This is a genomic window from Enterococcus mundtii (genome assembly GCF_002813755.1).
GTDB lineage: Bacteria > Bacillota > Bacilli > Lactobacillales > Enterococcaceae > Enterococcus_B > Enterococcus_B mundtii.
This window is the reverse complement of sequence record NZ_CP018061.1, coordinates 577714-601509: the sequence shown is the minus strand read 5'-3', so window position 1 is coordinate 601509 and position 23796 is coordinate 577714. Positions and strand designations below refer to the sequence as shown.

The window sequence follows — 23796 nt, the reverse complement described above, 5'->3', positions numbered from 1 at the left end:
GAAGTAGGTGCTGTTTTTCATTACTGATTTTTTATTCTAGCGAAACTGATTTGTTTTAACTTATTACTTCAATACCCAGACACTGCTTGTTTCTGGATTGCTATTAGTATTCCACCATTTTGCTTCATAGGTCTTTCCTTTGTAGACAACTTGGTCACCACCAGAATATGCCTTGTTCGCTCCCCATTCTTCTGATTGTGTTTTATCTACTTTCTCCCAAGCCTGTGATGTATCAGGACGTTCACCTCTGACCCACCATTTAGCACGGTATTGGATGCCGTTATAAATCACTAAGTCTCCTGCTGTGTAAATTTGGTCACTGCGCCAAGTATCTTGAATAACATTTTGCTCGTTGGTCTTGATTGTCACTGCCTGACTTTTTCCTGACTCATTACCTGCTCCATCATAAGCACTGACTTGGTAAGTATAGCTAGTATTGCTTGCTAGATTCGTATCAGTGAAATTCAAACCTGTTACTGAATTGATTTTTACACCGTCACGATAGATATTGTAGCCAGCCACACGTAGATTATCTGTCGCAGCAGTCCAAATGATCTGCGCGGTATTAGTCGTTACACTTCCCTGCGTCAAACCTGTTGGGATGCTTGGTGCTTCATCATCTTTTTCTTCTTGTCTTGTAACGACCGTCAAGAAGCTCGTTCTTTCTGATTCGTTTCCTGCTTCATCATAAGCGCTCACCTGATACACATATACTTCGTTACTCTTTAGATTTCCATCTAAATATTCAGGCTTATCCGTTGTTCCCACTTTTACGTTGTTCCTATAGATATTGTACCCTTTGACTTTCGTGTTATCCGAAGATGGGTTCCATGCTAATTTAACAGAATGACTTGTTACCTCATTCGCCGCAAGACCTGTTGGGATTGTCGGTGCTTCTTTGTCATTATTGTTCGTACCACCATCGATATCCCCTACTTCACCTGTCATCTCATCTCGGTATTCCCAGATTTTTTTAGTCAAGCTTGGTAGCTTTTCCATTTCGATTCGACTTTCAGCAGTCACTTGGATGCCCCATTTTTCAAAGAAAGGTTGCAAGTTTTGACCACTGATTTTTGAAGCTGCAACGACAAAATACTGACGTTTGTCTTGTTCCGTCGGTAGTGAACGCTGTTCGTTTCGATACATTTTATGTAAGTTTGGATAGAAATCTTCACCAAATGCTAATTCCAATTGCCAGAACATTCCTAATTTTGTCCAAACGTTTTGGCTATCAAATTGTTTTTGCCCTGTTCCATTCAAATAGTTGAAAATAGTTGGATAACGATTATCGCTTTCTAGACGACTACGCACGCCCAGCCCTTTTTCTGCACGCATAGAATAGATGTTTACTGTGACCTCCGTCAAGTCTTTCCAATTCATTCGTGATAATTGGTAGGTATGACCAAGTTCATGCCAAATTCCCCATTGTCCCCTAGTCGTAGGATTCAGTACTGCTCTCATTGCATCGGAGGTGCTGTTATAAGCTGTATGTTGGTAAAAAGCGTACATATAATAGCCAGACTGGATAGTTTCTCGCAAATGTTGGAACAACCCAACTGGCTTACGATGGACAGCAGAACTACCATCTAAACCAGATGTTTGATTATGGAACGTAATGACTTTCTCATGTGCATTAAGAATCGTCTCAGGATCCTTTGCATCTTGGAGTGTTCGATTCGATCCTGTCACTAACACACGGTCACTGACTAGTTCATAGCCTACTGCTGTCGGATTATCGGCAATCATTTTTGTCCATTCTTGCTGAGTTGTTTCACCAAGAATAAATCGAGGAATCGTTACCCCGCCTTTGATTTCAATACTTAGCTTTCCTTGCGCTGTTTGACCAGATTCATTACGAATGTGGATCAGACCGACTTGCGAACCAGAAATCACATTACGTCCCTTAACCAGTTGTGTTCCATTTGCCGAGCCTTCCGAAAAATTCGTTAAAGCAGGTGTAGTAACTGTATACGTCGGTAGTTGTGTTTGATCAGTTGATTCATCTACGTATATCTCGATCACATCATTCGCACGTTTATATATTCCGGTCGATTGATTAGTACTCGGACCATATGGATTATCTAAAATAGTTGATCTATATGTATTTAGATTCTCACTTTGTTTGAGTTCTAGTTTAGTAGAAATATTTTGATTGGTTTGTACGATTGCAGATGTGGTAGCTTTTTCATTATCCCCCGAATGAATAACTTCCTCTGCGGTAGTTACATCAGAAAACATAACCATCCCTAAAAGTGCAGCGCTAAATAATAAACTTTTCTTCATTTTTAAAATAACTCCCCTAAAATCATTTTTTATTACAAAATAACTATAACATCCGCAAGAATGTGTTATTTACTAATTTTTCTTCACATCTGAAAAAAATGAACAAAATTTTATTTTATTTATGTTTCTACTGACAATTACCTATAAAATTGCTATTTATACCACTATCCTTACCAAACAATGATGTGAAAAATAAATAAACAACAACACGCTTGCCATATTTTCTCGCAATAATAAAAAAACATGTTTAGACTATTAATTCTCTCCCACCACCTGAAATCGAATAAGCAGTGGAAACAGAAGTAACACTTTCAGAAATAAGGCACCATCCACGAAAATTTGAAGAACAATTTTTCGTCAATGACACCTTATTTATCGAGGCTAAACACTTCTGTCCCATCTCGTGTTAAAATAATACTAGTTTTTTCAAGCAAATAGATTTTTCTTATACTGACCGATGAGCGCCACGAGTATAAGAAGTATCCCTGAACAAAGATAAACAACTTTCACGCCAAAAAGATCAGCAATTTTCCCCATAACTAGCATCGCAGTCGAAAAAGTGCCCATATGGATAACTCCTGATATCGCATACACAGAAAGTAACTTTTCTTCTGAAATCTTTTGCTGAATGATCGTTGCTTGCGGAATATTTTTTATCTGGAAAAAGATTCCGATCATAAACGTACAGAGCAAAACAAATGACGCATAAGGGAGCAACACGACTAGCAAAGTTGCTACACCACCCAAAAAAGATCCTCCTACGATTGCTTTTCCTTTACTTTTATCAAAAAAGGTCGGACTTTTCATCACGATCAAACTTCCGAGTAACGCGCCAATAAAATAAGAAGTATTGATATAGCCCCACCAGTTAGCTGGTTGTTCCAATACTACCGATACAAAAACCAGCACAATAGAAGAGGCCCATGCTGTATTGGCAATTCCTTCTATTGTATCCATGATCACGACTATCCGTATCAAAGGCTCTCTCCAAACGTATTGCCAACCTTTTTTCAACTTTTGCCATTTTGAGTGCTTTGCTGCTTTTTCAACAGCTCTAGGTAGAAATAAAAATAAAACAGAACAAACTAAAAATAGTCCCACGTCTATCCAAACTAGCTCAGAAACAGAAAACCAGATAAGTAGAGAAGCACCTACCGCCCAACTGCCGATATTAACGACTTGAAGCATCGTGCTAAATAAGCTATTTGCCCGAATCAACTGATCTTTTTTGATATATCGAGGAATAAGTGCCATACTGACTGGTTCCGCACATCCATCTAAAAATGCAATACAAGCAATCAAAAAGTAAATCACGCCTAGGTTAATTGGTTTAGGCAGATAAGAGATATAGGCTGCTAGAACGGTCAAAAAAATGGTCTTCATTATTTGACTCCATTTCAACATTCTATCAAGCGATATTTTCATGGAGAATAAGGGTGTCAAAAAGCTAGCCAACATCATTGCTCCTGTAACGACGACTGGTACAACGGCTGAAGCAAATGCTGAATTTGTCCAAGAAAAAACTGCACTGATGATTGCTACTGTATAAATCGTATCACCAATATTCGCTACTGCTTGACCGAACATCAAACACAAAAAAGCTTTTTTATCCTTCATTTTTTTCTCCTTTTTCTGCGCCTCTTCTCTTACATGTTTTTGTTGCAAGAGATCATTAATTACCAAGGAATTAATATGAGGTTTTGCCATCTCTTTTGTAATCTATATTATCACAAGTCAGACTTTTAAAATTAGAGATTAGAATAATAAAAATATTCGGGTCATAATTTGATTTACACCCAATTATTTGGTAAAATCAAGCAAACATTCGGGTTGAAAATACGTTTAAACCCAATTATTTGCCTAGGAGAATTATTATGTCTAGTAATTTATACAAAAATGAGCTAATTGATTATTTAAAAAATAAATCAGAAGTTTCCACACAAGAACTCTTGCTATTTTATCGGCAATTCACTCCCGAATTACCATTGAATACCTTACGTTGGCGAATTTATGCGCTCAAACAACAAGGAATCATATATAGTCCCAAAAGAGGTGTCTATGCACTCAATGAAAAGGAGACATTTGCTTTAGCACCTAATGATAAAATTTTACGCATAGCCAACCTTTTACAAACCAAGTTTCCGTATATGAATTTCAGTATATACTCTACAGGATGGATTGGGAATCTATCCAATCACATGTATCAGACAAATAATCTGATCATTGAGATTGAGATTGATACCTTAAATGCTGCCTTTCATTATTTGAAGGAACGGTTTCCAAATACTTTTGTATCTCCGGATCAAAAGATGTATGACTACTATATTAACCCTTCAGAAGAAAATATTATTGTCAATAGGTTATATGTTGATGCTCCTTTAAATAGGTTTGATGGAAGCTTTTATACTCCTAAAATAGAAAAATTAATTGTCGATTTACTTGTGAACAATCCGATTATTCTTCCAATCAGTTCTTCAGAAATCCATACAATTATCTCTACTGCTCTAGATACGTACAATATTAATTATTCAACACTTACTCGTTACGCAAACAAGAGAAATGTACACCAAGAACTTAAAAAAATATTGCCTATATAAGGAGAAGAAGAATGATTCAAGTTTTACTACTGACTGGTATGCCTCTGTAGAAAATAACTATCAAAACTTAGATCATAACTTATTGGACAAAGTAACTCACGCTTTATATTTACTAGAAAAGCTTACAGATACTCAATTAGAGTTTATTTTCAAGGGTGGAACTTGTTTACTTTTATTACTGGAAAAAATCAAACGATTCTCTATTGATATTGATATTGTTATTACTGAAATAATCTCCAAAGAAAAACTTTCTGATACGTTACAAACAATTATTGACTGTTCTATTTTTACCCGATTTGAAGAACAATCACGCTATCAAACTGAGATTCCAAAGGTCCATTTCAAGTTTTTCTATCCATCGCCATTAGATGGTACAGAATCTTATGTGTTACTTGATATTTTATTTGAACCCTCTCCCTACAATCATTTAATAGAACTTCCAATCAAAAGTCCTTTTGTTGTTACTTCACCACCAAACAAAATAGTTTCCGTCCCAGATATCGAAAACATTCTAGGCGATAAGTTAACTGCATTTGCCCCAAATACTACTGGTATTCCTTACAATAAAGGAAAAGAAATGGAAATTATTAAGCAGTTATTTGATATTGAAAGTTTATTTGATCAAGCAATTGATTTAGGTAAAATAAGAGCTGCATTCATCAAATGTGCTAAACAAGAACTTATATATCGCGAATTAAGTAGCTTGAATCCTGAGGATGTTTTAGACGATATCTTAAAGACCGCATGTATCATTGGAGGGCGTGGTAGTAGCTATAAAGAAACATTCTTAAAATTAGAAGATGGAATACGTAGAATCAAGTCTCATATCATTAGTAGAAACTATATTTTAGAAGAAGCTGTGGTCAGTGCTTCTAAAGCTGCATATTTAGCTTGTCTGTTAAAATCTAATCATACTAATATTGACCATTACAATTCCTCTAAACCTTTATCTGAGCTAACTGGTGTTCCACTCTTTAAAAAAATGGGAAAGATTAAAAAATTTAGTCCAGAAGCATATTATTATTTTGTGAAGGCTCAAGAAATTATTTAGATATAACAAACGAATAAACCTAACATTTAAGATTATTCGTAAACACATAACCAGTAATCAGAAGAAACAGCAAATCGTTTTGCAGTTTTTATGAGCTCTACATAAGAATTACAAAAGATCAAAAAAGCAGACTATCCTGATAGGATAGTCTGCTAAAACTTGACTTAACAATGTTTTTATTATTCCGCAGCGTTTTCGTCTTTGAGACCGTATTTTTTGTTGAAACGGTCCACACGTCCGTCTGCTTGTGTGAATTTTTGACGTCCAGTGTAGAATGGATGTGAGTCAGAAGTTACTTCGACACGGATGACTGGGTATGTATTACCGTCTTCCCATTCAACTGTTTCTTGTGAAGTTTTTGTTGAACCTGACAAGAATTTGAAACCAGTTGTAGAATCCAAAAATACGACTGGATGGTAATCTGGATGGATATTTTCTTTCATGCTATTCGCTCCTTTGCCCTGCTTCATTTGCTGAACCAGAGTTGATTTGTCGATTTACAACAGTTACATCTTACCATGTTTCCTATAAGCTTGCAATTATCTTTTTAAATTTCTTGTGGGATTTTTTTTGCCAAAAGAAACATCTTGGAAATCGTTAAAAAATTGTTGGTTATTTTTAGTTTTTCGCAAGAAACGAATCAATTGTTCCGTATATTCTAATGAGTCGCCAATCATATGCTTACGGAGTTTCCAGATTTCTTCTAGCTGATCACTATCCATCAATAACTCTTCTTTACGAGTACCTGATTTTTTGATGTCGATAGCAGGGAAAATACGTCGCTCTGATAGTTCACGAGAGAGTTGTAATTCTAAGTTCCCTGTTCCTTTGAATTCTTCGTAGATGACATCATCCATCCGACTCCCTGTATCAACTAATGCCGTAGCCAAAATCGTTAAGCTACCGCCTTCTTCAATATTTCTGGCAGCGCCAAAGAATTTTTTTGGTTTGTACAGTGCAGCAGGATCGATCCCTCCGCTCAATGTACGACCACTTGGTGGTACCACTAGATTATAAGCACGAGCCAATCGAGTGATACTGTCCATCAAGATGACGACATCCCGTTTATCTTCAACTAAACGCATGGCACGCTCTAAAACCAATTCAGAAACCCGCGTGTGGTTTTGTGGTTGCAGATCAAATGTGGAAGAAACCACATCCCCTTTGACACTACGCTCAAGATCGGTTACTTCTTCGGGTCTTTCGTCGATCAATAGAACGATCAATTCCACTTCTGGATGATTTTCAGTGATTCCATTAGCGATTTCTTTCAAGATGGATGTTTTTCCTGCTTTCGGCGGTGCAACGATCAACCCACGTTGTCCAAAGCCAATCGGCGAGAAAATATCGATCATGCGTGTTGCAATTTGTTGCGGTGTCGTTTCTAAACGAAGTTGCTTCTCCGGATAAAGCGGCGTCAATGCTGGGAAATGCGGGCGCTCTTTCGCATCTTCCGGATCTCTCCCATTGACACTTTCAACGTGCATCAATCCGTAATATCGTTCTGATTCTTTAGGCGGTCTTGCTTTACCAGCTACTTTGTCACCGTTTCTTAAACTGAAGCGACGAATTTGGGAGGCAGAGATATAAATATCTTCGACACTTGGACCATAGTTGATCGGACGCAAAAAACCATAGCCGTCTTGTCCAACGATATCTAAAATCCCCTCCATATAGTAAAAGCCTTGTTTTTCAGCCTGAGCTCGAATAACAGCTAGGGATAATTCCTTTTTGTTCATCTTACTATAATAAGGAATCTTGAATTCTTTTGCATAACTGTAAACATCTTTTAGTGTTTTGTTTTCCAGTTCGGCCATTGTCAAATAATCGCTCATTCGGCTTCCACTTCCTCCACCATTTTGATACTTGCTCCGATTGCTGTCAATTTTTCGATGATATGATCGTATCCGCGCAGAATATATTCGACATTATAAATCGTTGTCGTGCCTTCTGCCATCAATCCTGCAATCACTAAACAAGCCCCTGCGCGTAGATCTGAAGCAACAACTTCAGCGCCATGGAGTTTATTCGGCCCATTCAGGATGATCATATTCCCTTCTACTGAGATATCAGCACCCATTCGTGCTAATTCAGGAACATGATTCACTCGCTTCGAATAGATCGTATCCACGATCTCAGCAGTTCCAGTAGTCATCAATAATAACGGTGTCAACGGTTGTTGTAAGTCTGTGGCAAAACCTGGATACGGATAAGTCATCACATTCGCGGCTTTTAAATTCTTTGAAGGATAGACTTCGATCTCATCTTCACTGATTTTCATGCTCACACCGATTTCTTGAAGTTTAGCAATAAAACTTTCAAGATGCTCATAGATCACATTCTTGATTTTTATACCATTTCCTGCAGCAGCAGCTACAGCCAAATAAGTCCCTGCTTCGATACGGTCAGGAATCATGAAATGACGACAGCCATGCAGTTCTTCTACTCCTTCAATACGAATCACGTCAGTGCCTGCTCCACGGATCTTGGCACCCATATTGTTCAATAATGTCGCAACATCAATGATTTCAGGTTCACGCGCCGCATTTTCGATCGTCGTCTGTCCTTTTGCTTTTACTGCGGCTAACATGATATTGATCGTTGCACCAACAGAAATCACATCCATAAACACACGATTTCCATGAAGCGTTTTGTTTTCTGTTCGTAGGTACATCGCACCATGTTCATTTGTGACTTTTGCTCCTAACGCTTCAAATCCTTTGATATGAAGGTCGATTGGACGCGGACCAAGGTAACAGCCGCCTGGTAGACCAACAACTGCTTCGCCAAATTTAGCTAATAACGTGCCCATAAAATAGTAAGAAGCACGCAAGCTATTGATCTTCCCACTTGGCATCGGTACTGAAACGACACCGCGTGGATCGATTTCTAATACATTGTTTTCAAAACGGACAGTCGCGCCCATGATTTCTAAAATTTCTATCAATGAATGAACATCTTGAATGTCAGGTACACCTTCCAAGATCACAGGAGAATCTGCTAAAATCGCTGCTGGTATTAAGGCAACTGCACTGTTTTTAGCACCACTGATCGTTACTTCACCAGTCAATGGACGATTTCCTTCGATGATTATTTTTTTCATTTGTTCCCCACCTTGTTTATTCCTCAAATTTTATACATATGCTTGTATTTTATCATAGATGAAACGAAGAAACGAGTATCGTTCCTTTTATTTAAATAAAAAAAGAGAACAATTGCCGGATCGGCACATTGTTCTCTTCTATCAGTTATCTCGTTTGATCTAACTTTAATCGATTATGCTTTGTTAGCAGAACCGAACCAGTCGATATGAGATTCAGCATCTTTAACGATTGCTGCTTTACCTGGTGCTAATAATTTACGAGGGTCAAATCCTTTACCTTCGCGGTCTTTACCAGCTTCGATATATTCACGAGTTGCTGCAGCAAATGATAATTGGAATTCAGTGTTCACATTTACTTTAGAAATACCCATTGAGATAGCTTTTTCGATTTGATCTTGAGGAATACCAGATCCGCCGTGTAATACTAAAGGTACATCTGAACCTACAGCATCAGCAATTGCTTGTAAGTGATCAAATGCTAATCCGCTCCAGTTTTCTGGATATTGACCGTGGATGTTACCAATACCACATGCTAAGTAGTCAATACCTGTTGCTACCATTTGTTTACATTCTTCGATGTCTGCTAATTCGCCTGTTCCGATGATTCCATCTTCTTCTCCACCGATTGAACCAACTTCACACTCAACTGAGATTCCTTTAGCGTGAGCTTTTTCAACAACGTCTCTAGCTAATTTCAAGTTTTCTTCGAATGGTAAATGAGAACCATCGAACATAACTGAAGTATAGCCAACTTCGATACATTCTAATGCTGCATCGTAGTCACCATGGTCTAAATGGATTGCCACTGGAACAGTGATGTTCATTGATTCAACTAAATTAGTGATCATGTCTTTACATACTTTGTAACCACCCATGTATTTAGCTGCACCCATTGAAGTTTGGATAAGTACTGGTGCTTTTTTAGCTTCAGCTGCTTCTAAGATCGCTTGAGTCCATTCTAAGTTGTTTGTGTTGAACCCGCCGACAGCATAACCGCCTTTACGAGCAGCTTGTAAAAATTCAGCTCCTGATACTACTGGCATAATAAATTCCTCCTAAATTTTGTGAAAACTAAATTTGTTAAGATGATCCTTAACCAACGAACCTATTTTACCAAACATTTCACTAGTTTTCTACTAAAATCAATAAAAATGAAAATTTTCAAGACGCTTTTTTCATTAAATAAATAAAATCTACTGAAATATCGTAGGTAAAAGGTTCTCTATAAACATTTAAAATATTTATTAATAACAATTCTAATAATTTGACACCCGCTGATTTTGACGGATCAATTCCTAGTATTTTTTATTTTGATTCGCGTTCCGTTAACGAAGCACCAACAAATGCCTTGATCAATTTCTGTGGACGGTTCGGACGTGAGATCAATTCTGGATGGAATTGACATCCAACAAAGAATTTCTTCTCGGTGATCTCAACGATCTCAACTAAACGATTGTCTGGAGATACACCTGAAAAGACTAAACCATGTGCTTCAAATTGTTGACGGTATTTGTTGTTGAATTCATAGCGATGACGGTGACGTTCTTGGACAACTTCTGCACCATCATAAGCTGTAGCAGTAGTCGTGCCTTTTTTGACTTTACATGGGTAAAGCCCTAAACGCAATGTTCCACCAAGATTTTCAACGTTCTCTTGATCTGCCATCAAGTCGATGATGTTGTTTGTCGTTTCTGGAATTGTTTCTGCTGAAGCAGCATCTTCTAGACCTACGACATTGCGAGCAAATTCAACACAAGCCATTTGCATCCCTAAACAAATCCCTAAGAATGGGACATCATTTTCACGAGCATAACGAATGGCTTCGATTTTTCCTTCGATTCCTCGATCACCAAAACCACCTGGTACTAAGATTCCATCTGCCTCTTTCAATCGTTCGTCCACATTTTCACTCGTCAATTCATGTGCTTTGACCCAATCCAATTCGATATCTGCATCAAATGCAAAGCCTGAATGTTTCAATGCTTCCACAACTGAAATATACGCATCAGGTAATTCAACATATTTCCCTACTAAAGCAATGCGAACTTTTTTCTTCAAGTTCAAGACACGATTTTCTAATGCTTTCCATTCTGTCATATCTGCTTCTGGCGTTGAGAGCTTCAAATGATCACAAACGATCCGATCCATTCCTTGTGATTGCAATAATAACGGGATTGAATATAGTGTATCTACGTCTGGTGATTCGATCACGGCTTCTGGTTCAACGTCACAAAATTGTGCCAATTTATTTTTGACATCTTGAGATACAGGTTGCTCTGTGCGCACGACTAAGATATTTGGTTGGATACCTAATCCACGTAACTCTTTCACGCTATGTTGTGTTGGTTTAGTTTTCATTTCACCAGCCGCTTTTAAATAAGGAATCAACGTTGTATGGATATACATCACGTTATCAGAACCAACATCAGCTTTCATTTGACGCAACGCTTCTAAGAATGGTAGTGATTCAATATCCCCAACTGTGCCGCCGACCTCTGTGATAATGATATCTGAGTCAGTCATTTTAGCTGCACGCATGATTTTTTCTTTGATTTCATTCGTAATATGCGGAATCACTTGGACAGTTGCGCCTAAGTACTCCCCTTTACGTTCTTTACGTAAAACTTCTGAATAAATTTTTCCTGTCGTCACATTGGAGTATTTGTTCAAGTTGATGTCAATAAAACGTTCGTAGTGGCCTAAGTCCAAATCCGTTTCTGCTCCATCATCCGTAACGAAAACTTCTCCGTGTTGGTATGGACTCATTGTCCCTGGGTCCACGTTGATGTATGGATCAAATTTTTGGATCGTTACTTTCAATCCACGATTTTTCAACAAACGGCCTAAAGATGCTGCTACGATCCCTTTACCAATCGATGAAACCACGCCGCCTGTCACAAAAATGTATTTTGTCATATGTTCAAAAACTCCTTCTTGTTTTATCTGCAGGAAAAGTCTAAGAAAATAAATAAGGCTCCCTATCCTTCTAAAGAATAGGGAGCGTTGATTTCTGTAAACTTCTGACCCTCTAAAAGGGTGCCCAAGGTGTATATTACAAGCTATCTAAACGAAAGTCAAGTATTCAATTGTGATTGAACAAATTCACTAAACAAGGATACACTCACTTTCGTAAAAGACTTTGATTAGTATTCAATTGATCAAAGTAAGAGGGAAAATGGCAACATAGGAAATGTTACCGAAATTTTAGGAAAATATAGGCAGAAAATGTTACTATTAATATTGAATTAAAAAATATATCCAGAAAAGAGGAATATTTATGAAAGAATCTTATTTTGATGGTGGACTTGCTACTTATATTGGTACATCGATTTTAGCTTCACTTATCACCATATTAACGTTAGGTATCTGCGCACCTTGGGGATTTTGTTTTTTGTATAATTGGAAAATCAAACATACTGTAATCAACGGAAAAAGACTTTATTTCGATGGTACAGCAATGCAATTATTTGGTCATTGGATCAAATGGTTATTACTCACTCTCATTACTTTAGGAATATATGGTTTCTGGTTAACTATTAAATTAGAACAATGGCGAGTGAAACACACACATACAATCGATTGATGTTTACATATGATATTAAATAAATAGCAGTAAATCAGTTCCTTAAAATTCATCGCAAAACTAATCAATATACTTACAAGAAATGCATATTCCGTAGATAAAAAAATGCCGAATCATGGATGTTACTCCATAGATTCGGCATTTTACATTTTTTATTATTTTCTACAAACTGGATTAATAAAGCTCTAAATATTGTTCTCTTTCCCATTCAGAAACGGTTTGTCTAAAGGCAGCCCATTCCAGACGTTTTGCCTCCACAAAGTTTGCAAAGATATGATTGCCTAACGCATCGATCATTACTTTGTCTTTGCGTAATTCTTTGATGGCATTGTGGATCGTTGATGGCAGATCTTGGATTTGTGCTTCTTCACGTTCTTCTTCGTTCATCACGTAGATGTTACGATCAACAGCCGGTGGTGGTGTCAATTCATTTCGGATACCATCTAAACCTGCTTGTAATAAAACAGCCATTGCTAGGTATGGGTTCGCTGCTGGATCGACAGAACGTAATTCTAAACGAGTGGATAAACCACGAGATTCCGGTACACGTACCAATGGCGAACGATTACGTCCACTCCATGCCACATAAACAGGTGCTTCGTAGCCTGGAACTAAACGTTTATAAGAGTTGACCGTTGGATTGCAGACTGCCGTATACGCGCGCGCATGTTTCAATAAGCCACCTAAGAAATGATACGCAGTTTGACTTAATTCTAAATCTCCGTCTTTATCGTAAAAGGCATTTCCATCTTCATTGAATAGAGACATATTGCAGTGCATGCCAGAACCGTTGATCCCGAATAATGGTTTTGGCATGAAAGTCGCATGCAAGCCATGTTTACGAGCGATGGTTTTCACGACTAATTTAAACGTTTGGATATTGTCACAAGCATCAACGACATCCGCATATTTGAAGTCGATCTCGTGTTGTCCAGGAGCCACTTCATGGTGAGAAGCCTCCACTTCAAAGCCTAAGCTTTCTAATTCCAATACGATATCTCGACGGCAATTTTCGCCTAGATCCGTTGGTGCAAAATCGAAGTAACCACCTTTGTCATTCAACGTCGTTGTGATGCCACCATCTTCATCTAATTTGAACAAGAAGAATTCTGGTTCAGGTCCTAAATTAAATGAGGTAAAGCCAAGTTTTTTCATATCATTTAATGAACGTTTCAGATTGCCACGAGGGTCACCAGCAAACGGAGTACCGTCCGGATTATAAATATCACAAATCAGGCGCGCCACTTTGCCGTGGTCGCTTTCCCATGGGAAAATCATCCAAGTAGAAAGATCAGGATACAAGTACATATCACTTTCTTCGATTCTGACAAATCCTTCAATCGAAGAACCATCAAACATCATTTTATTCTCAAGTACTTTGTCGATTTGACTCACTGGAACTTCAACATTTTTGATTGTTCCTAATATATCTGTAAACATCAAACGTAAAAAGCGTACGTTCTCATCCTCAATGATTCGTTTAATCTCTTCGCCTGTGATTTGTTTCTTTACCATGGTATCCCTCTTTCTTTTTTTTATTTCATTCAGTCAAAGTATTGACGTTGTTGCAAGCCTTGTGACTGATAATGTCCTGTTTTGGCTAACCCGCCTTGAGCTAATATCTCATCACGGAAAATTTGACGAACGTCGTGATCGGTCAGCGGTTTTTTACTTTTTTCTTCTTGTTTTTTCGCCTGTGCCATTTCATAGACCCGTTTGATTCCAGCCATATTCAATCCTTCTGAAAGATAGTCTTTGATCTCTAATAAAATATCGATATCATTCAGTGAATACATGCGTCGATTCCCTTCACTTCTCTCAGGGTGAACAAATTCCTGTTCTTCATAATACCTGATTTGTCGAGCAGTCAAGTCTGTTAGTTTCATAACTGTACCAATTGGAAATACTGACATTGAACGACGTAATTCCTTTTCTCCCATCTGACGTCTCCTTTCGTCCTATCAATTGAATAAAGTATACCAATCACAAAAAAGACTGTCAACCTCTCATGTTAGGTTTCCTTACATAAGAAACGGTTTTTTTTATAAAAAAACTTGATCCACTTCTAAATGAAGTCGATCAAGCTCGTATTTTCTTATTATTTCATTTTTAAAATAACTCATCTTTTTTTAGCCATTTTGAATTTTTATTCGCAAACCCACGTACTTCATAGCTATTTTGTTCTTCAATGAAGTGTTCATCTAATACAAGTGTCTGCCGTCTCAACTCACTTAATGTTTGTCCTTGGTCACTCGGCACAAGTTTCGTATAAGGAAGCATCAACTCCATCAACTGCCGTTTGATGGCCTCGATCAAGCGTTCTTTCCCCTCTTGTGTCTGAGCAGAAATCAAGACATTCGGAAATAAAGTCGGTGTAAACCCTGCTGTGTCGATCTGGTCTGATTTATTATAGACAGTCAATACAGGCATTTCTTTCATATCTAACTCGTCCATCAACTTTAAAACTGTTTGTTCTTGCAAGATTCGATCAGAAGAACTTGCATCGACAACATGAAGCAAGAGATCCATCCCTTGACTTTCTTCAAGGGTTGAATGGAACGCATCAATCAACTGGGTGGGCAGATCTTGGATAAAACCAACGGTATCCGTTACAGTCAATTCGAATCCTTCCGCAAAACGCCATTTTTTCGTCAGCGGATCAAGGGTGGCAAATAGTTGATCTTTCGCATATGATTCGGCTTGCGTCAATAAATTAAGGATTGTTGATTTACCCGCATTCGTGTAACCGATCAAACCAATTTGAAACACTTCACTACTTTGTCTTTTTTGCCGATTACGTTCTCGATGGGCCTCCACTGCTTTTAGCTCTCTTTTTACGCCTAAGATCTTGTTGCGGATATGCCGACGATCCGTTTCCAGTTTCGTTTCTCCTGGTCCCCTTGTACCGATCCCACCACCAAGACGAGAAAGCGACTCGCCTTGTCCAGCAAGACGAGGTAGTAGGTATTGCAATTGCGCCAATTCGACTTGCAGTTTTCCTTCTTTAGATCGCGCACGCATCGCAAAGATATCCAAGATCAATTGGACTCGATCAATGACCGGCGCCCCTACTGCATCGGTAATCAGCTGACTTTGACGCGGAGTCAATTCGTGGTTGAATATGACAAGATCTGCCTCATAAGCATCTGCTAATTGAGTCAATTCTTGAAGCTTTCCTTTACCGATCAACGTTTGACGATCCACTTGCGGTCGTTTTTGCGTGAGTCTATATACGACTTCACCAGCTGCTGTATCGATCAATTGTTCCAATTCTTTCATTGATTCAGCAAAATATCGCTGATTTTCTTCCGTTTCCACACCAACAATGATTACTTTTTCTTTTGCTTCTCTCATGTCCTCACCTCTTTCAGCCAACCTTCGATGGCATTTTCGATCTCTGCTAGATCTGTCGGTTTTTTCAAGAGATCGAACCAATGCGCCGTCAAGCGATTACGAAACCAAGTCAGTTGTCGTTTGGCATAGCGCCGAGAGTTCAATTTGATTTGTTCGACTGCCTCATCTAGAGTGATATTTTCTTCAAAATAAGGAAAGAATTCTTTATAGCCGATCCCTTGACTGGCTTGAACCGCCCCTAATTCATAGACCTTTCTTGCTTCTGCAATCAATCCCTCTGTGAGCATTTGATCCACTCGTTGGTTGATTCTACTATAAAGGAACTCACGCTCCGTATCCAGACCGATCATATAATAATCATACAAGCACTCAGGTCTTTCTTTCGGTGCCATGATACTGTAGCCTGTTGTCTCAAATACTTCTAATGCGCGAATCACTTTTCGCTGATTATTCCAATGGATTTTTCCCGCCGCAAGCGGATCGCGTTCATTCAAATAAGCCCAAAGTTGTTCTTTTCCTAGTTCTTCAGCCATTTTTTCATATTTCTCTCGAATAGCAGAATCCGTTTCTTCATTTGCTCCTAATTGAAAATCGTACAATAACGATTGAATATATAAACCGGTGCCACCGACGATGATCGGCAAATGTCCTCTTTCGGTGATTTCCTTGATCAACTTGCGACCTGCCTGTTGAAAATCCGCTGCCGAATACTGCTGGTCTGGCTCGATCACATCAATCAAATGATGAGGAATCCCCATCATTTCAGCTGGCTTGATTTTTGCCGTACCGATATCCAGATGTTTATAAATTTGTAAGGAATCTCCACTGATGATCTCGCCGTTGAATTTTTGGGCAAGTGTCACACTTAACGCTGTTTTACCAACTGCTGTGGGTCCTACGATCACTAATACTTTTTCCATATGGCTCCTACTTTTTCATTAATTGTTTAACATACCAAGCACGTTCAGGAAAGTCTGTGATGAGTGCATCCACAGGTTCCTTTAATCCTCTTTCAAGCTCTTCTGTCGTATTGACTGTCCAAAGACGAATACGCTTTGTAAACTCTTGTATTTCCTGAGGATGCGCAAATGCCCAAGTTGCTTTAGGGTGAAGACCTTCAATAAAAGGTAAGGTCTTAGCTAGATCTAATTTTTTCATTGAATCACTCATTAAAAGATCCAGTTGTGCGTCTGGTTCGATGACGGATAAACGTTCTAATGAACGAAGGTTGAAACTACAATAAGCATGACGAAACGGCCACTCATTTTTTGTCATGAGTTCAGACACTTGTGCTTCGATCCCCTCATACTCATACTTGTCCGTTTTGATTTCAATCATCAATGTTCCTCGATAATTTTTTTGGAGAAGTAGCGAGAGTACTTCTTTTAGCGCAGGGATTTTCGCTGCTGGGAAATCTTTACTAAACCAACTACCTGCATTCAATTTTTTCAGCTCTTCGAGAGTCTTTTCTCGAACAAGGCCTTTGCCGTTGGTTGTTCGATCAACGGTTTCATCATGGATAACGATTACTTGACCGTCCTTACTAAGATGGACATCTAGCTCGATCCCGTCCGCCCCCACTCTTACTGCTTCAGAAAAGGCGGGCAATGTATTTTCCGGATGGGTTCCTTTACTTCCTCGATGTGCATAAATCTGTACCATAGTCCTCACTCCGATCATCCCTATTTTACCACAGGAACAAAAAAGAAAAAGCTTGGACTCCTTGTAAGTGCCCAAACTTTTACTTTATCAAAATGTTTAGTTTCTCTTATCCTTGAACAAACAATATGTTTTGTTTAGCTCCACACATCATCTTTTGAGAAAAAGCCGATTGGTTGTCTCGTCGTATTTTTCAACTGGGATTTTTTCTCATTGATCATTGCGGTCAAATTATCTGTAAAGTTTTCCAAAATGACACGCCCACCTTTGTAAGCATAGCCGCCGATCTTCATCGTTTCACCCGGTGAAAGAATCACTTTGCGGTGAGCGATATTTTGGAATAATTCATCTAAAATATAATTTGGTAAATAAAAATTATTTTGTGCAGAAAATGATTGCAGATACGCAAAGTCATCGATTGTGATATAACAATCGTCAAAAGCATCAAAGCTGACATATTCTTCCAACAAGCTCGCACGCTTTTGGAGAATCTCATTGATTTTTTTATTTAATTGATTCAATGTTTCGATTTCTTTGACTTTCAGTTCCAATTCGCGTCTACGTTGCTCTTTATTCTCAAGATGACGCATTTGGATCGCCATCCCTAAGTAGACTAAGATCGCTCCTACTAATACACCGATAAAACCTGTGATAGCAATTACCAATTACGGTTCCTCCTTCTTATTGATTTCTTTTTTATCATAACATAAACTCACTTTATGAGACTAGCTCTCGGAAAGTTTTTTCATTTGACCTTTATTGACCAAAAATGTATACTACTTTGTAGGTAATCAAAATCAATTTATGTTACACTATTTCTAAACAAATCAAGGAGGAACCTTATTATGAATTTAATTCCTACAGTTATTGAACAATCCTCACGTGGGGAAAGAGCCTACGATATTTACTCACGTTTACTGAAAGACCGCATCATCATGTTGAGTGGACAAGTAACAGATGATCTAGCAAACTCAATCATCGCACAATTGCTATTTCTAGATGCACAAGATTCTGAAAAAGACATTTACATCTATATCAACTCACCTGGTGGTTCTGTGACTGCTGGAATGGCCATCTATGACACAATGAATTTTGTCAAAGCAGATGTCCAAACAATCGTTATGGGGATGGCTGCTTCAATGGGAAGTTTCTTATTGACTGCCGGAACAAAAGGAAAACGATTTGCTTTACCAAATGCTGAAATCATGATCCACCAACCACTTGGTGGCGCACAAGGACAAGCAACAGAAATCGAAATCGCTGCACGTCATATCTTACAAACCCGCGAACGTTTGAATAAAATCTTAGCGGAACGTACTGGTCAACCAATCGAAGTGATTGAAAAAGATACAGATCGTGACAACTATATGACTGCTGAACAAGCCAAAGCATATGGCTTGATCGATGAAGTCATGGAAAACAGTGCTTCATTAAGCTAATCAACCTATCAAGATCAAAAAAGAAGGCCTTCATCCTTGGATGACAGACCTTCTTTTTTTGCTGTAAAAACATGTGTTAAAACTATTGTTGCCATTCTTTGAAGAATCCTTCTGCATGTTTTTGTCCCATTTCGATATAATGCGTGATATTCTGTTTATTTTTTTGGATTTCTTCTTCTGTTAACGGACGGATTACCTTGGCTGGTCGACCAAAAGCTAAAACATTCGGTGGGATGATTTTTCCTTCTGTCACAAGTGAGCCTGCTCCGATCAAACTATTCTCCCCAATGACTGCATGGTTCAAAACAGTCGCTCCCATGCCGATCAATGCGCCTTTTTCAATTTTACAGCCATGAAGCATACATTGATGTCCGACTGTGACATTTTCAGCAATCTCAACTGGGGCATCATGATCGACATGGATGACCGTCCCATCTTGGATATTGGTTCCTTTGCCGATCTTGATCCAATTGCTGTCGCCACGAACCACTGCTTGGTACCAAACCGTGACATCTTCTCCTAATTCTACATCACCGATAACCGTCGCATTATCTGCTATAAACCTTGCCATCTTTTTCCCTCTTTTCATTTATTGAAGAAAAAAGGTCCTAGAAGGCTGTTCGCCTCTAGAAACCTCTTTTCATTATTCCGCTGCTTCAGCAAATTGGCTGTTATAAAGTTTCTCATAGAAACCGCCTTTTGCTAATAAACTTTCATGTGTTCCTTTTTCAATGATTTGGCCTTGATCCATCACTAAGATCAGATCGGCTTCACGGATCGTTGATAGACGGTGAGCGATCACAAAACTCGTTCGTCCTTCCATCACTTTATCCATTGCTTTTTGGATCAACGCTTCAAGTCTCGTATCAACGGAACTAGTCGCCTCATCCAGAATCAATATCTTCGGATCGGAAACAACCGCACGAGCAATCGTCAGCAATTGTTTTTGTCCCAACGAGACATTATCTCCTTCTGAATTGATCTCCATTTCATAACCATCAGGCATCGTTCGGATAAAATGATCGACATTCGCTGTTTTCGCTGCATCAACGATCTCATAATCTGTTGCATCTAATTTACCAAAACGAATGTTGTCGGCAATCGTTCCCTCGTACAACCAAGCATCTTGCAGTACCATCCCAAACATGGAACGAACATCACTTCGACTCATCGCTTTCGTATCAATACCATCAATCTTGATGGCGCCATGCGTCACATCATAAAAACGCATCAATAAGTTGATCAATGTTGTTTTCCCAGCACCCGTTGGTCCGACAACAGCTACCATTTGTCCAGCTTTCACCTCAAAGTTCAAGTCTTGGATCAATGGTTTCTTCGGATCATAAGCAAAATCGACATGTTCAAACGAGACATTTCCATGGATCGTTTCTGGCAAAGGAACATCGGTCTTGTTTTCTTTTTCCTCAGGTTCGTCTAAAATCTCAAACACCCGTTTCGTAGCTGCGGATGCACTTTGCAACACAGAAGATAATTGCGTCACATTACCCATTGGTTGGCTGATTTGCCAAATATATTGGATAAAGGCTTGTAATTGCCCAACCACAATGACTCCAGAAATCACATAAAAGCTTCCTAAAACTGCCATACCGATATACGTAGCGTAGGCAGTTAATTGTACTAACGGCATCATCAATCCAGAAATAAAGGCTGCTCGAAACCCAAAATGTTTCAAGCTATGGTTGACCTTATGAAATCCTTCAAATGTTTCTTTCTCACGACCGTATACTTTTAACACACTGAATCCAGTCATGTTTTCCTGAACATAGCCATTTAATTCACCTAAAGAATTTTGCATTTCTTGGAAATATTTTTGAGAAGCATTGATCACTCGTTTAGAGATCCAAATTGACGCTGGAATCATGATCATTGAAATCAACGCCATGACCGGTTGGATATAAAACATCATCGCTGCTGCCATCGTAATCCCTAAGATTGCATTGACGATACCGATAAAGGCTTGTTGCAAGGCGCCACTAACTGCATCTACATCATTCGTGACACGAGATAAAATATTTCCTTGTTGATTTTTATCGAAATAAGAAACCGGCAAACGATTGATTTTTTCTTCAATATCTCTACGCAAGTCTTTCATGGCACTCTGAACAACATTTGTCATCAATACCCCAGAAAGCAATTGAGAAATACTATAACCTGTACCAACCACCGCGATCCAAATCAAACAGTTGATGATATAAGAAAAATTGATTGCCTCATTATTCACTAGATTTTTGCTGATTTCTGTTGTTGGAAGCCCGACGACATAAGGCAATGCCGCATTGAAAGCCACCGTTAAAAATGTAAATAGTAGCACTAAGATAAACGTCAATCGGTAAGGACGGATATAGCGAGCTAAACGTTTAAAAGAAGCGAAGGTTTTTTTCATGCTAGTTCCTCCTTCGATAATTGAGAAGCGGCAATGTCGTAATAAATCGGACAATTTTCTAGTAGTTCACGATGTGTGCCCATGCCTACTACTTCTCCTTCATTCAATACGATGATCTTATCGGCGTGCATGATCGTACCCACACGTTGGGCAACGATCAATACGGTTGATTCAGTTGTTTCTTTTTTCAATCTTGCACGAAGTTTTGCATCCGTTTGATAATCAAGTGCTGAAAAACTATCATCAAAAATATAGATTTCTGGTCGGCGGATGATTGCCCGAGCAATGGCTAACCGTTGTTTCTGCCCACCTGAGAAGTTTGCGCCACCTTCAGAAAGATGTTCATCATAACCGTCCGCTTTTTTAGAAATAAAATCAGTCGCCTGCGCAATATCAGCCGCACGTTCCATTTCCTCTTGCGTTGCATCTTCTTTTCCGTATCTCAAGTTTTCAGCGATCGTCCCAGTAAACAATAGTGCTTTCTGTGGAATAAACCCGATTTTTTGTCTTAGTTTACTCAACTTGTACTTACGCACATCTACACCGTCAATCAGGATCTCACCATGAGTAACATCATAAAAACGTGGAATCAATTGGATCAATGTAGACTTCCCGCTACCTGTACTACCAATAAATGCCACTGTTTCACCAGGTGAAGCAGTAAAGCTGACGTTGCGAATCACTGGTTCTTGCGAATGTCCAGGGTAAGCGAAGGTCACATTTTTAAATTCGATGTAGCCTTTCGTTTTTGTTTCTGATATGCCATTTGGATCTTCAACAATAGCAGGAGTAGCATTTAAAGCTTCTTGGATACGACTAGCAGAGACTGCTGCTCGCGGATACATCATAAACACACTCGCAAACAACATAAATGAAAACAACGCGTGGAAAATATACTCAATAAAAGCAATTAGATTCCCTACTTGCAACTGTCCATCTGCAATTTGTAGCGTACCGCTCCAAATAATCAAAATCATCACGATATTGAATAAGAAGAAAAAGCCAGGTTGAGCAACCGCCATCAAGCGAAAGAGGCTTTTAGAACTTGAAGCATAGTTCTCGTTGACTTTTTCAAATCTTTTTTCTTCGAATTTTTCATTTACAAACGCGCGGATAACGCGTAGACCTGATAGGTTTTCACGTAAGATACTATTGATCCTGTCTAAATTCTTTTGTTGGATTTTTGATAAAGGTTCAGAAAACTTAGCAATCCCAACAACAGCCAATAATAAGAATGGCAATGCACCAATTACATATAAACCAAGAGATGGACTTGTTCGCATAACCATATACAAACTAACAACAAACATCATCGGTGCCATAAAACCGATTCTTAAAATATTTTGTAGAAACAACATGATTTGATACGCATCATTGGTCGTACGAGTGATCAATGATGATACGCCTAGTGTTTCATACTCTTGATGTGAATACGTTTGGATATGTTTGAACAGATCATCACGAATGTCTGCAACGATATTCGTCGTGATCCTTGACCCAAAATAACCTAAAAATATATTCATTATGATCCCGATCACAGTAATCACGATCATCAATAGTCCTTGTTGTTTCACATAGTCAAAATCATCGTTGAGGATTCCAACATCGATCATGCGTGCTAAAATAGTTGGTAGACCTAGTTCGATCAGAATAAAGCCGAACACACAAATAAAATTCAACACCAAATATTTTTTGTAGCGCATGGTGTAATGCCACATTAACTTCACTTTATCATCTCCTTTAAATATTCTATCTTGCCATTACTTTCAATAGTAGCACAATCTACTACTTTATAGAACACTACATTTTTTAAAAAGAATTTTTTCTGAAAAATATTTTCTCTTCGTACGTTTTTTCATTTTACAGTGACCGTTTTCTATACTTATCTCTTGATTTATGCTAGAATAGCAATTAACTATTGTATGTTTCATACAGAGGATCCGAGTAAAAAATATTCCAATTGGATAAGCAAATGCGAGGCTTGTCTCTTTAAGGAGAATCAAGTATTTTTCTTAAAGTATAAAAAACATAGGTGGCTTGTCCCCTCGTTTTGTGTTGTCCAAAAAATACGCTAAATTACTGCTTTAAGCAGATAAAGGAGACATAAACCATGATTTACAAAGTTTATTATCAAGAGTCAAAAATCCGTAACCCAAAACGTGAAGAAACACAATCGCTATACATCGAAGCAAACAGCGATGTTGAAGCACGCCAACGAGTGGAAGAAAATACCCCATACAATATCGAATTCGTACAACTTCTAGAAGGTAACCATCTAGAATACGAAAAAGAAAACCCAGCATTCACATTAGTGGAGTTTTAA

The 23796-nt window shown here is 38.5% G+C and carries 21 protein-coding genes; 5 read left to right on the top strand and 16 right to left on the bottom strand.

Features of this window, described 5'->3' with window-relative positions:
• Nucleotides 1-63: 63 nt before the first annotated feature.
• Both EM4838_RS02800 and EM4838_RS02795 read right to left on the bottom strand, forming a co-directional pair.
• Nucleotides 64-2283, bottom strand: a complete 2220-nt coding sequence (locus EM4838_RS02800) for a M60 family metallopeptidase (RefSeq protein ID WP_071867005.1) — start codon at nucleotides 2281-2283, stop codon at nucleotides 64-66.
• 426 nt (nucleotides 2284-2709) lie between these two features.
• Nucleotides 2710-3900: an MFS transporter gene (locus EM4838_RS02795; protein WP_071867006.1), complete on the bottom strand. Its 1191-nt coding sequence runs from the start codon at nucleotides 3898-3900 to the stop codon at nucleotides 2710-2712.
• 257 nt (nucleotides 3901-4157) lie between these two features.
• Between EM4838_RS02795 and EM4838_RS02790 the strand changes: the two genes are divergently transcribed.
• On the top strand, nucleotides 4158-4880 hold the full coding sequence (locus EM4838_RS02790) for a DUF6577 family protein (protein WP_071867007.1): 723 nt from the start codon (nucleotides 4158-4160) through the stop codon (nucleotides 4878-4880).
• Entirely contained in the window at nucleotides 4843-5931 is a 1089-nt protein-coding gene (locus EM4838_RS02785) for a nucleotidyl transferase AbiEii/AbiGii toxin family protein (protein ID WP_071867008.1), read from the top strand. Before EM4838_RS02790 ends, EM4838_RS02785 begins: the two co-directional genes overlap by 38 nt.
• A gap of 179 nt (nucleotides 5932-6110) precedes the next feature.
• On the opposite strand, the gene EM4838_RS02780 is transcribed toward EM4838_RS02785, so the two are convergent.
• The 5 genes from EM4838_RS02780 to EM4838_RS02760 all read right to left on the bottom strand — a co-directional run bounded on the left by EM4838_RS02780 (nucleotide 6111) and on the right by EM4838_RS02760 (nucleotide 11950).
• Nucleotides 6111-6374 carry a type B 50S ribosomal protein L31 gene (locus EM4838_RS02780; protein ID WP_010736059.1) on the bottom strand — a complete coding sequence of 88 codons (264 nt, stop codon included), beginning with the start codon at nucleotides 6372-6374 and terminating at the stop codon, nucleotides 6111-6113.
• A 96-nt stretch (nucleotides 6375-6470) separates the two neighbouring features.
• Entirely contained in the window at nucleotides 6471-7766 is a 1296-nt protein-coding gene (gene rho, locus EM4838_RS02775; RefSeq protein WP_071867009.1) for a transcription termination factor Rho, read from the bottom strand.
• Nucleotides 7763-9034 (bottom strand): UDP-N-acetylglucosamine 1-carboxyvinyltransferase, encoded by a 1272-nt coding sequence (locus EM4838_RS02770; RefSeq protein WP_071867010.1) that lies wholly within the window; start codon nucleotides 9032-9034, stop codon nucleotides 7763-7765. The genes rho and EM4838_RS02770 overlap by 4 nt, the downstream gene beginning before the upstream one ends.
• 173 nt (nucleotides 9035-9207) lie before the next feature.
• Entirely contained in the window at nucleotides 9208-10077 is an 870-nt protein-coding gene (locus tag EM4838_RS02765; RefSeq protein WP_010736062.1) for a class II fructose-bisphosphate aldolase, read from the bottom strand.
• Between the two features lie 262 nt (nucleotides 10078-10339).
• On the bottom strand, nucleotides 10340-11950 hold the full coding sequence (locus EM4838_RS02760; protein WP_034689095.1) for a CTP synthase: 1611 nt from the start codon (nucleotides 11948-11950) through the stop codon (nucleotides 10340-10342).
• Between the two features lie 361 nt (nucleotides 11951-12311).
• On the opposite strand from EM4838_RS02760, the gene EM4838_RS02755 reads away from it, so the two are divergent.
• Nucleotides 12312-12617: a DUF898 family protein gene (locus tag EM4838_RS02755; RefSeq protein ID WP_071867011.1), complete on the top strand. Its 306-nt coding sequence runs from the start codon at nucleotides 12312-12314 to the stop codon at nucleotides 12615-12617.
• Between the two features lie 174 nt (nucleotides 12618-12791).
• Here the strand turns inward: EM4838_RS02755 and glnA are convergent, their stop codons facing one another.
• The 6 genes from glnA to EM4838_RS02725 form a co-directional block, all read right to left on the bottom strand.
• Nucleotides 12792-14132, bottom strand: a complete 1341-nt coding sequence (gene glnA / locus EM4838_RS02750; protein ID WP_010736064.1) for a type I glutamate--ammonia ligase — start codon at nucleotides 14130-14132, stop codon at nucleotides 12792-12794.
• 29 nt (nucleotides 14133-14161) lie between these two features.
• Nucleotides 14162-14557, bottom strand: coding sequence for a MerR family transcriptional regulator (locus EM4838_RS02745; protein ID WP_010736065.1), 396 nt, complete (start codon nucleotides 14555-14557; stop codon nucleotides 14162-14164).
• 169 nt (nucleotides 14558-14726) lie between these two features.
• Entirely contained in the window at nucleotides 14727-15971 is a 1245-nt protein-coding gene (gene hflX, locus EM4838_RS02740; protein WP_071867012.1) for a GTPase HflX, read from the bottom strand.
• On the bottom strand, nucleotides 15968-16891 hold the full coding sequence (miaA, locus tag EM4838_RS02735) for a tRNA (adenosine(37)-N6)-dimethylallyltransferase MiaA (RefSeq protein ID WP_071867013.1): 924 nt from the start codon (nucleotides 16889-16891) through the stop codon (nucleotides 15968-15970). The genes hflX and miaA overlap by 4 nt, the downstream gene beginning before the upstream one ends.
• Nucleotides 16892-16898: 7 nt before the next feature.
• Nucleotides 16899-17633: a glycerophosphodiester phosphodiesterase gene (locus tag EM4838_RS02730; protein WP_071867014.1), complete on the bottom strand. Its 735-nt coding sequence runs from the start codon at nucleotides 17631-17633 to the stop codon at nucleotides 16899-16901.
• A 134-nt stretch (nucleotides 17634-17767) separates the two neighbouring features.
• On the bottom strand, nucleotides 17768-18232 hold the full coding sequence (locus EM4838_RS02725) for a hypothetical protein (protein WP_373865798.1): 465 nt from the start codon (nucleotides 18230-18232) through the stop codon (nucleotides 17768-17770).
• Nucleotides 18233-18475: 243 nt separating this feature from the next.
• Here EM4838_RS02725 and clpP point away from each other — a divergent pair, with 243 nt between their 5' ends.
• Nucleotides 18476-19069, top strand: coding sequence for an ATP-dependent Clp endopeptidase proteolytic subunit ClpP (gene clpP, locus EM4838_RS02720; protein WP_010736070.1), 594 nt, complete (start codon nucleotides 18476-18478; stop codon nucleotides 19067-19069).
• An 82-nt stretch (nucleotides 19070-19151) separates the two neighbouring features.
• Here clpP and EM4838_RS02715 read toward each other — a convergent pair whose 3' ends face one another.
• The 3 genes from EM4838_RS02715 to efrA all read right to left on the bottom strand — a co-directional run bounded on the left by EM4838_RS02715 (nucleotide 19152) and on the right by efrA (nucleotide 23200).
• Entirely contained in the window at nucleotides 19152-19640 is a 489-nt protein-coding gene (locus tag EM4838_RS02715) for a gamma carbonic anhydrase family protein (protein WP_062805556.1), read from the bottom strand.
• A gap of 72 nt (nucleotides 19641-19712) precedes the next feature.
• The gene (efrB, locus tag EM4838_RS02710; RefSeq protein WP_062805557.1) at nucleotides 19713-21473 is read right to left on the bottom strand and encodes a multidrug efflux ABC transporter subunit EfrB; all 1761 of its coding nucleotides are present in this window, start codon (nucleotides 21471-21473) and stop codon (nucleotides 19713-19715) included.
• A complete protein-coding gene (gene efrA, locus EM4838_RS02705) occupies nucleotides 21470-23200 on the bottom strand; it encodes a multidrug efflux ABC transporter subunit EfrA (RefSeq protein WP_029593997.1) in 1731 nt (576 codons plus the stop codon). The genes efrB and efrA overlap by 4 nt, the downstream gene beginning before the upstream one ends.
• 383 nt (nucleotides 23201-23583) lie before the next feature.
• On the opposite strand from efrA, the gene EM4838_RS02700 reads away from it, so the two are divergent.
• A complete protein-coding gene (locus EM4838_RS02700; RefSeq protein ID WP_010736074.1) occupies nucleotides 23584-23796 on the top strand; it encodes a DNA-directed RNA polymerase subunit epsilon in 213 nt (70 codons plus the stop codon).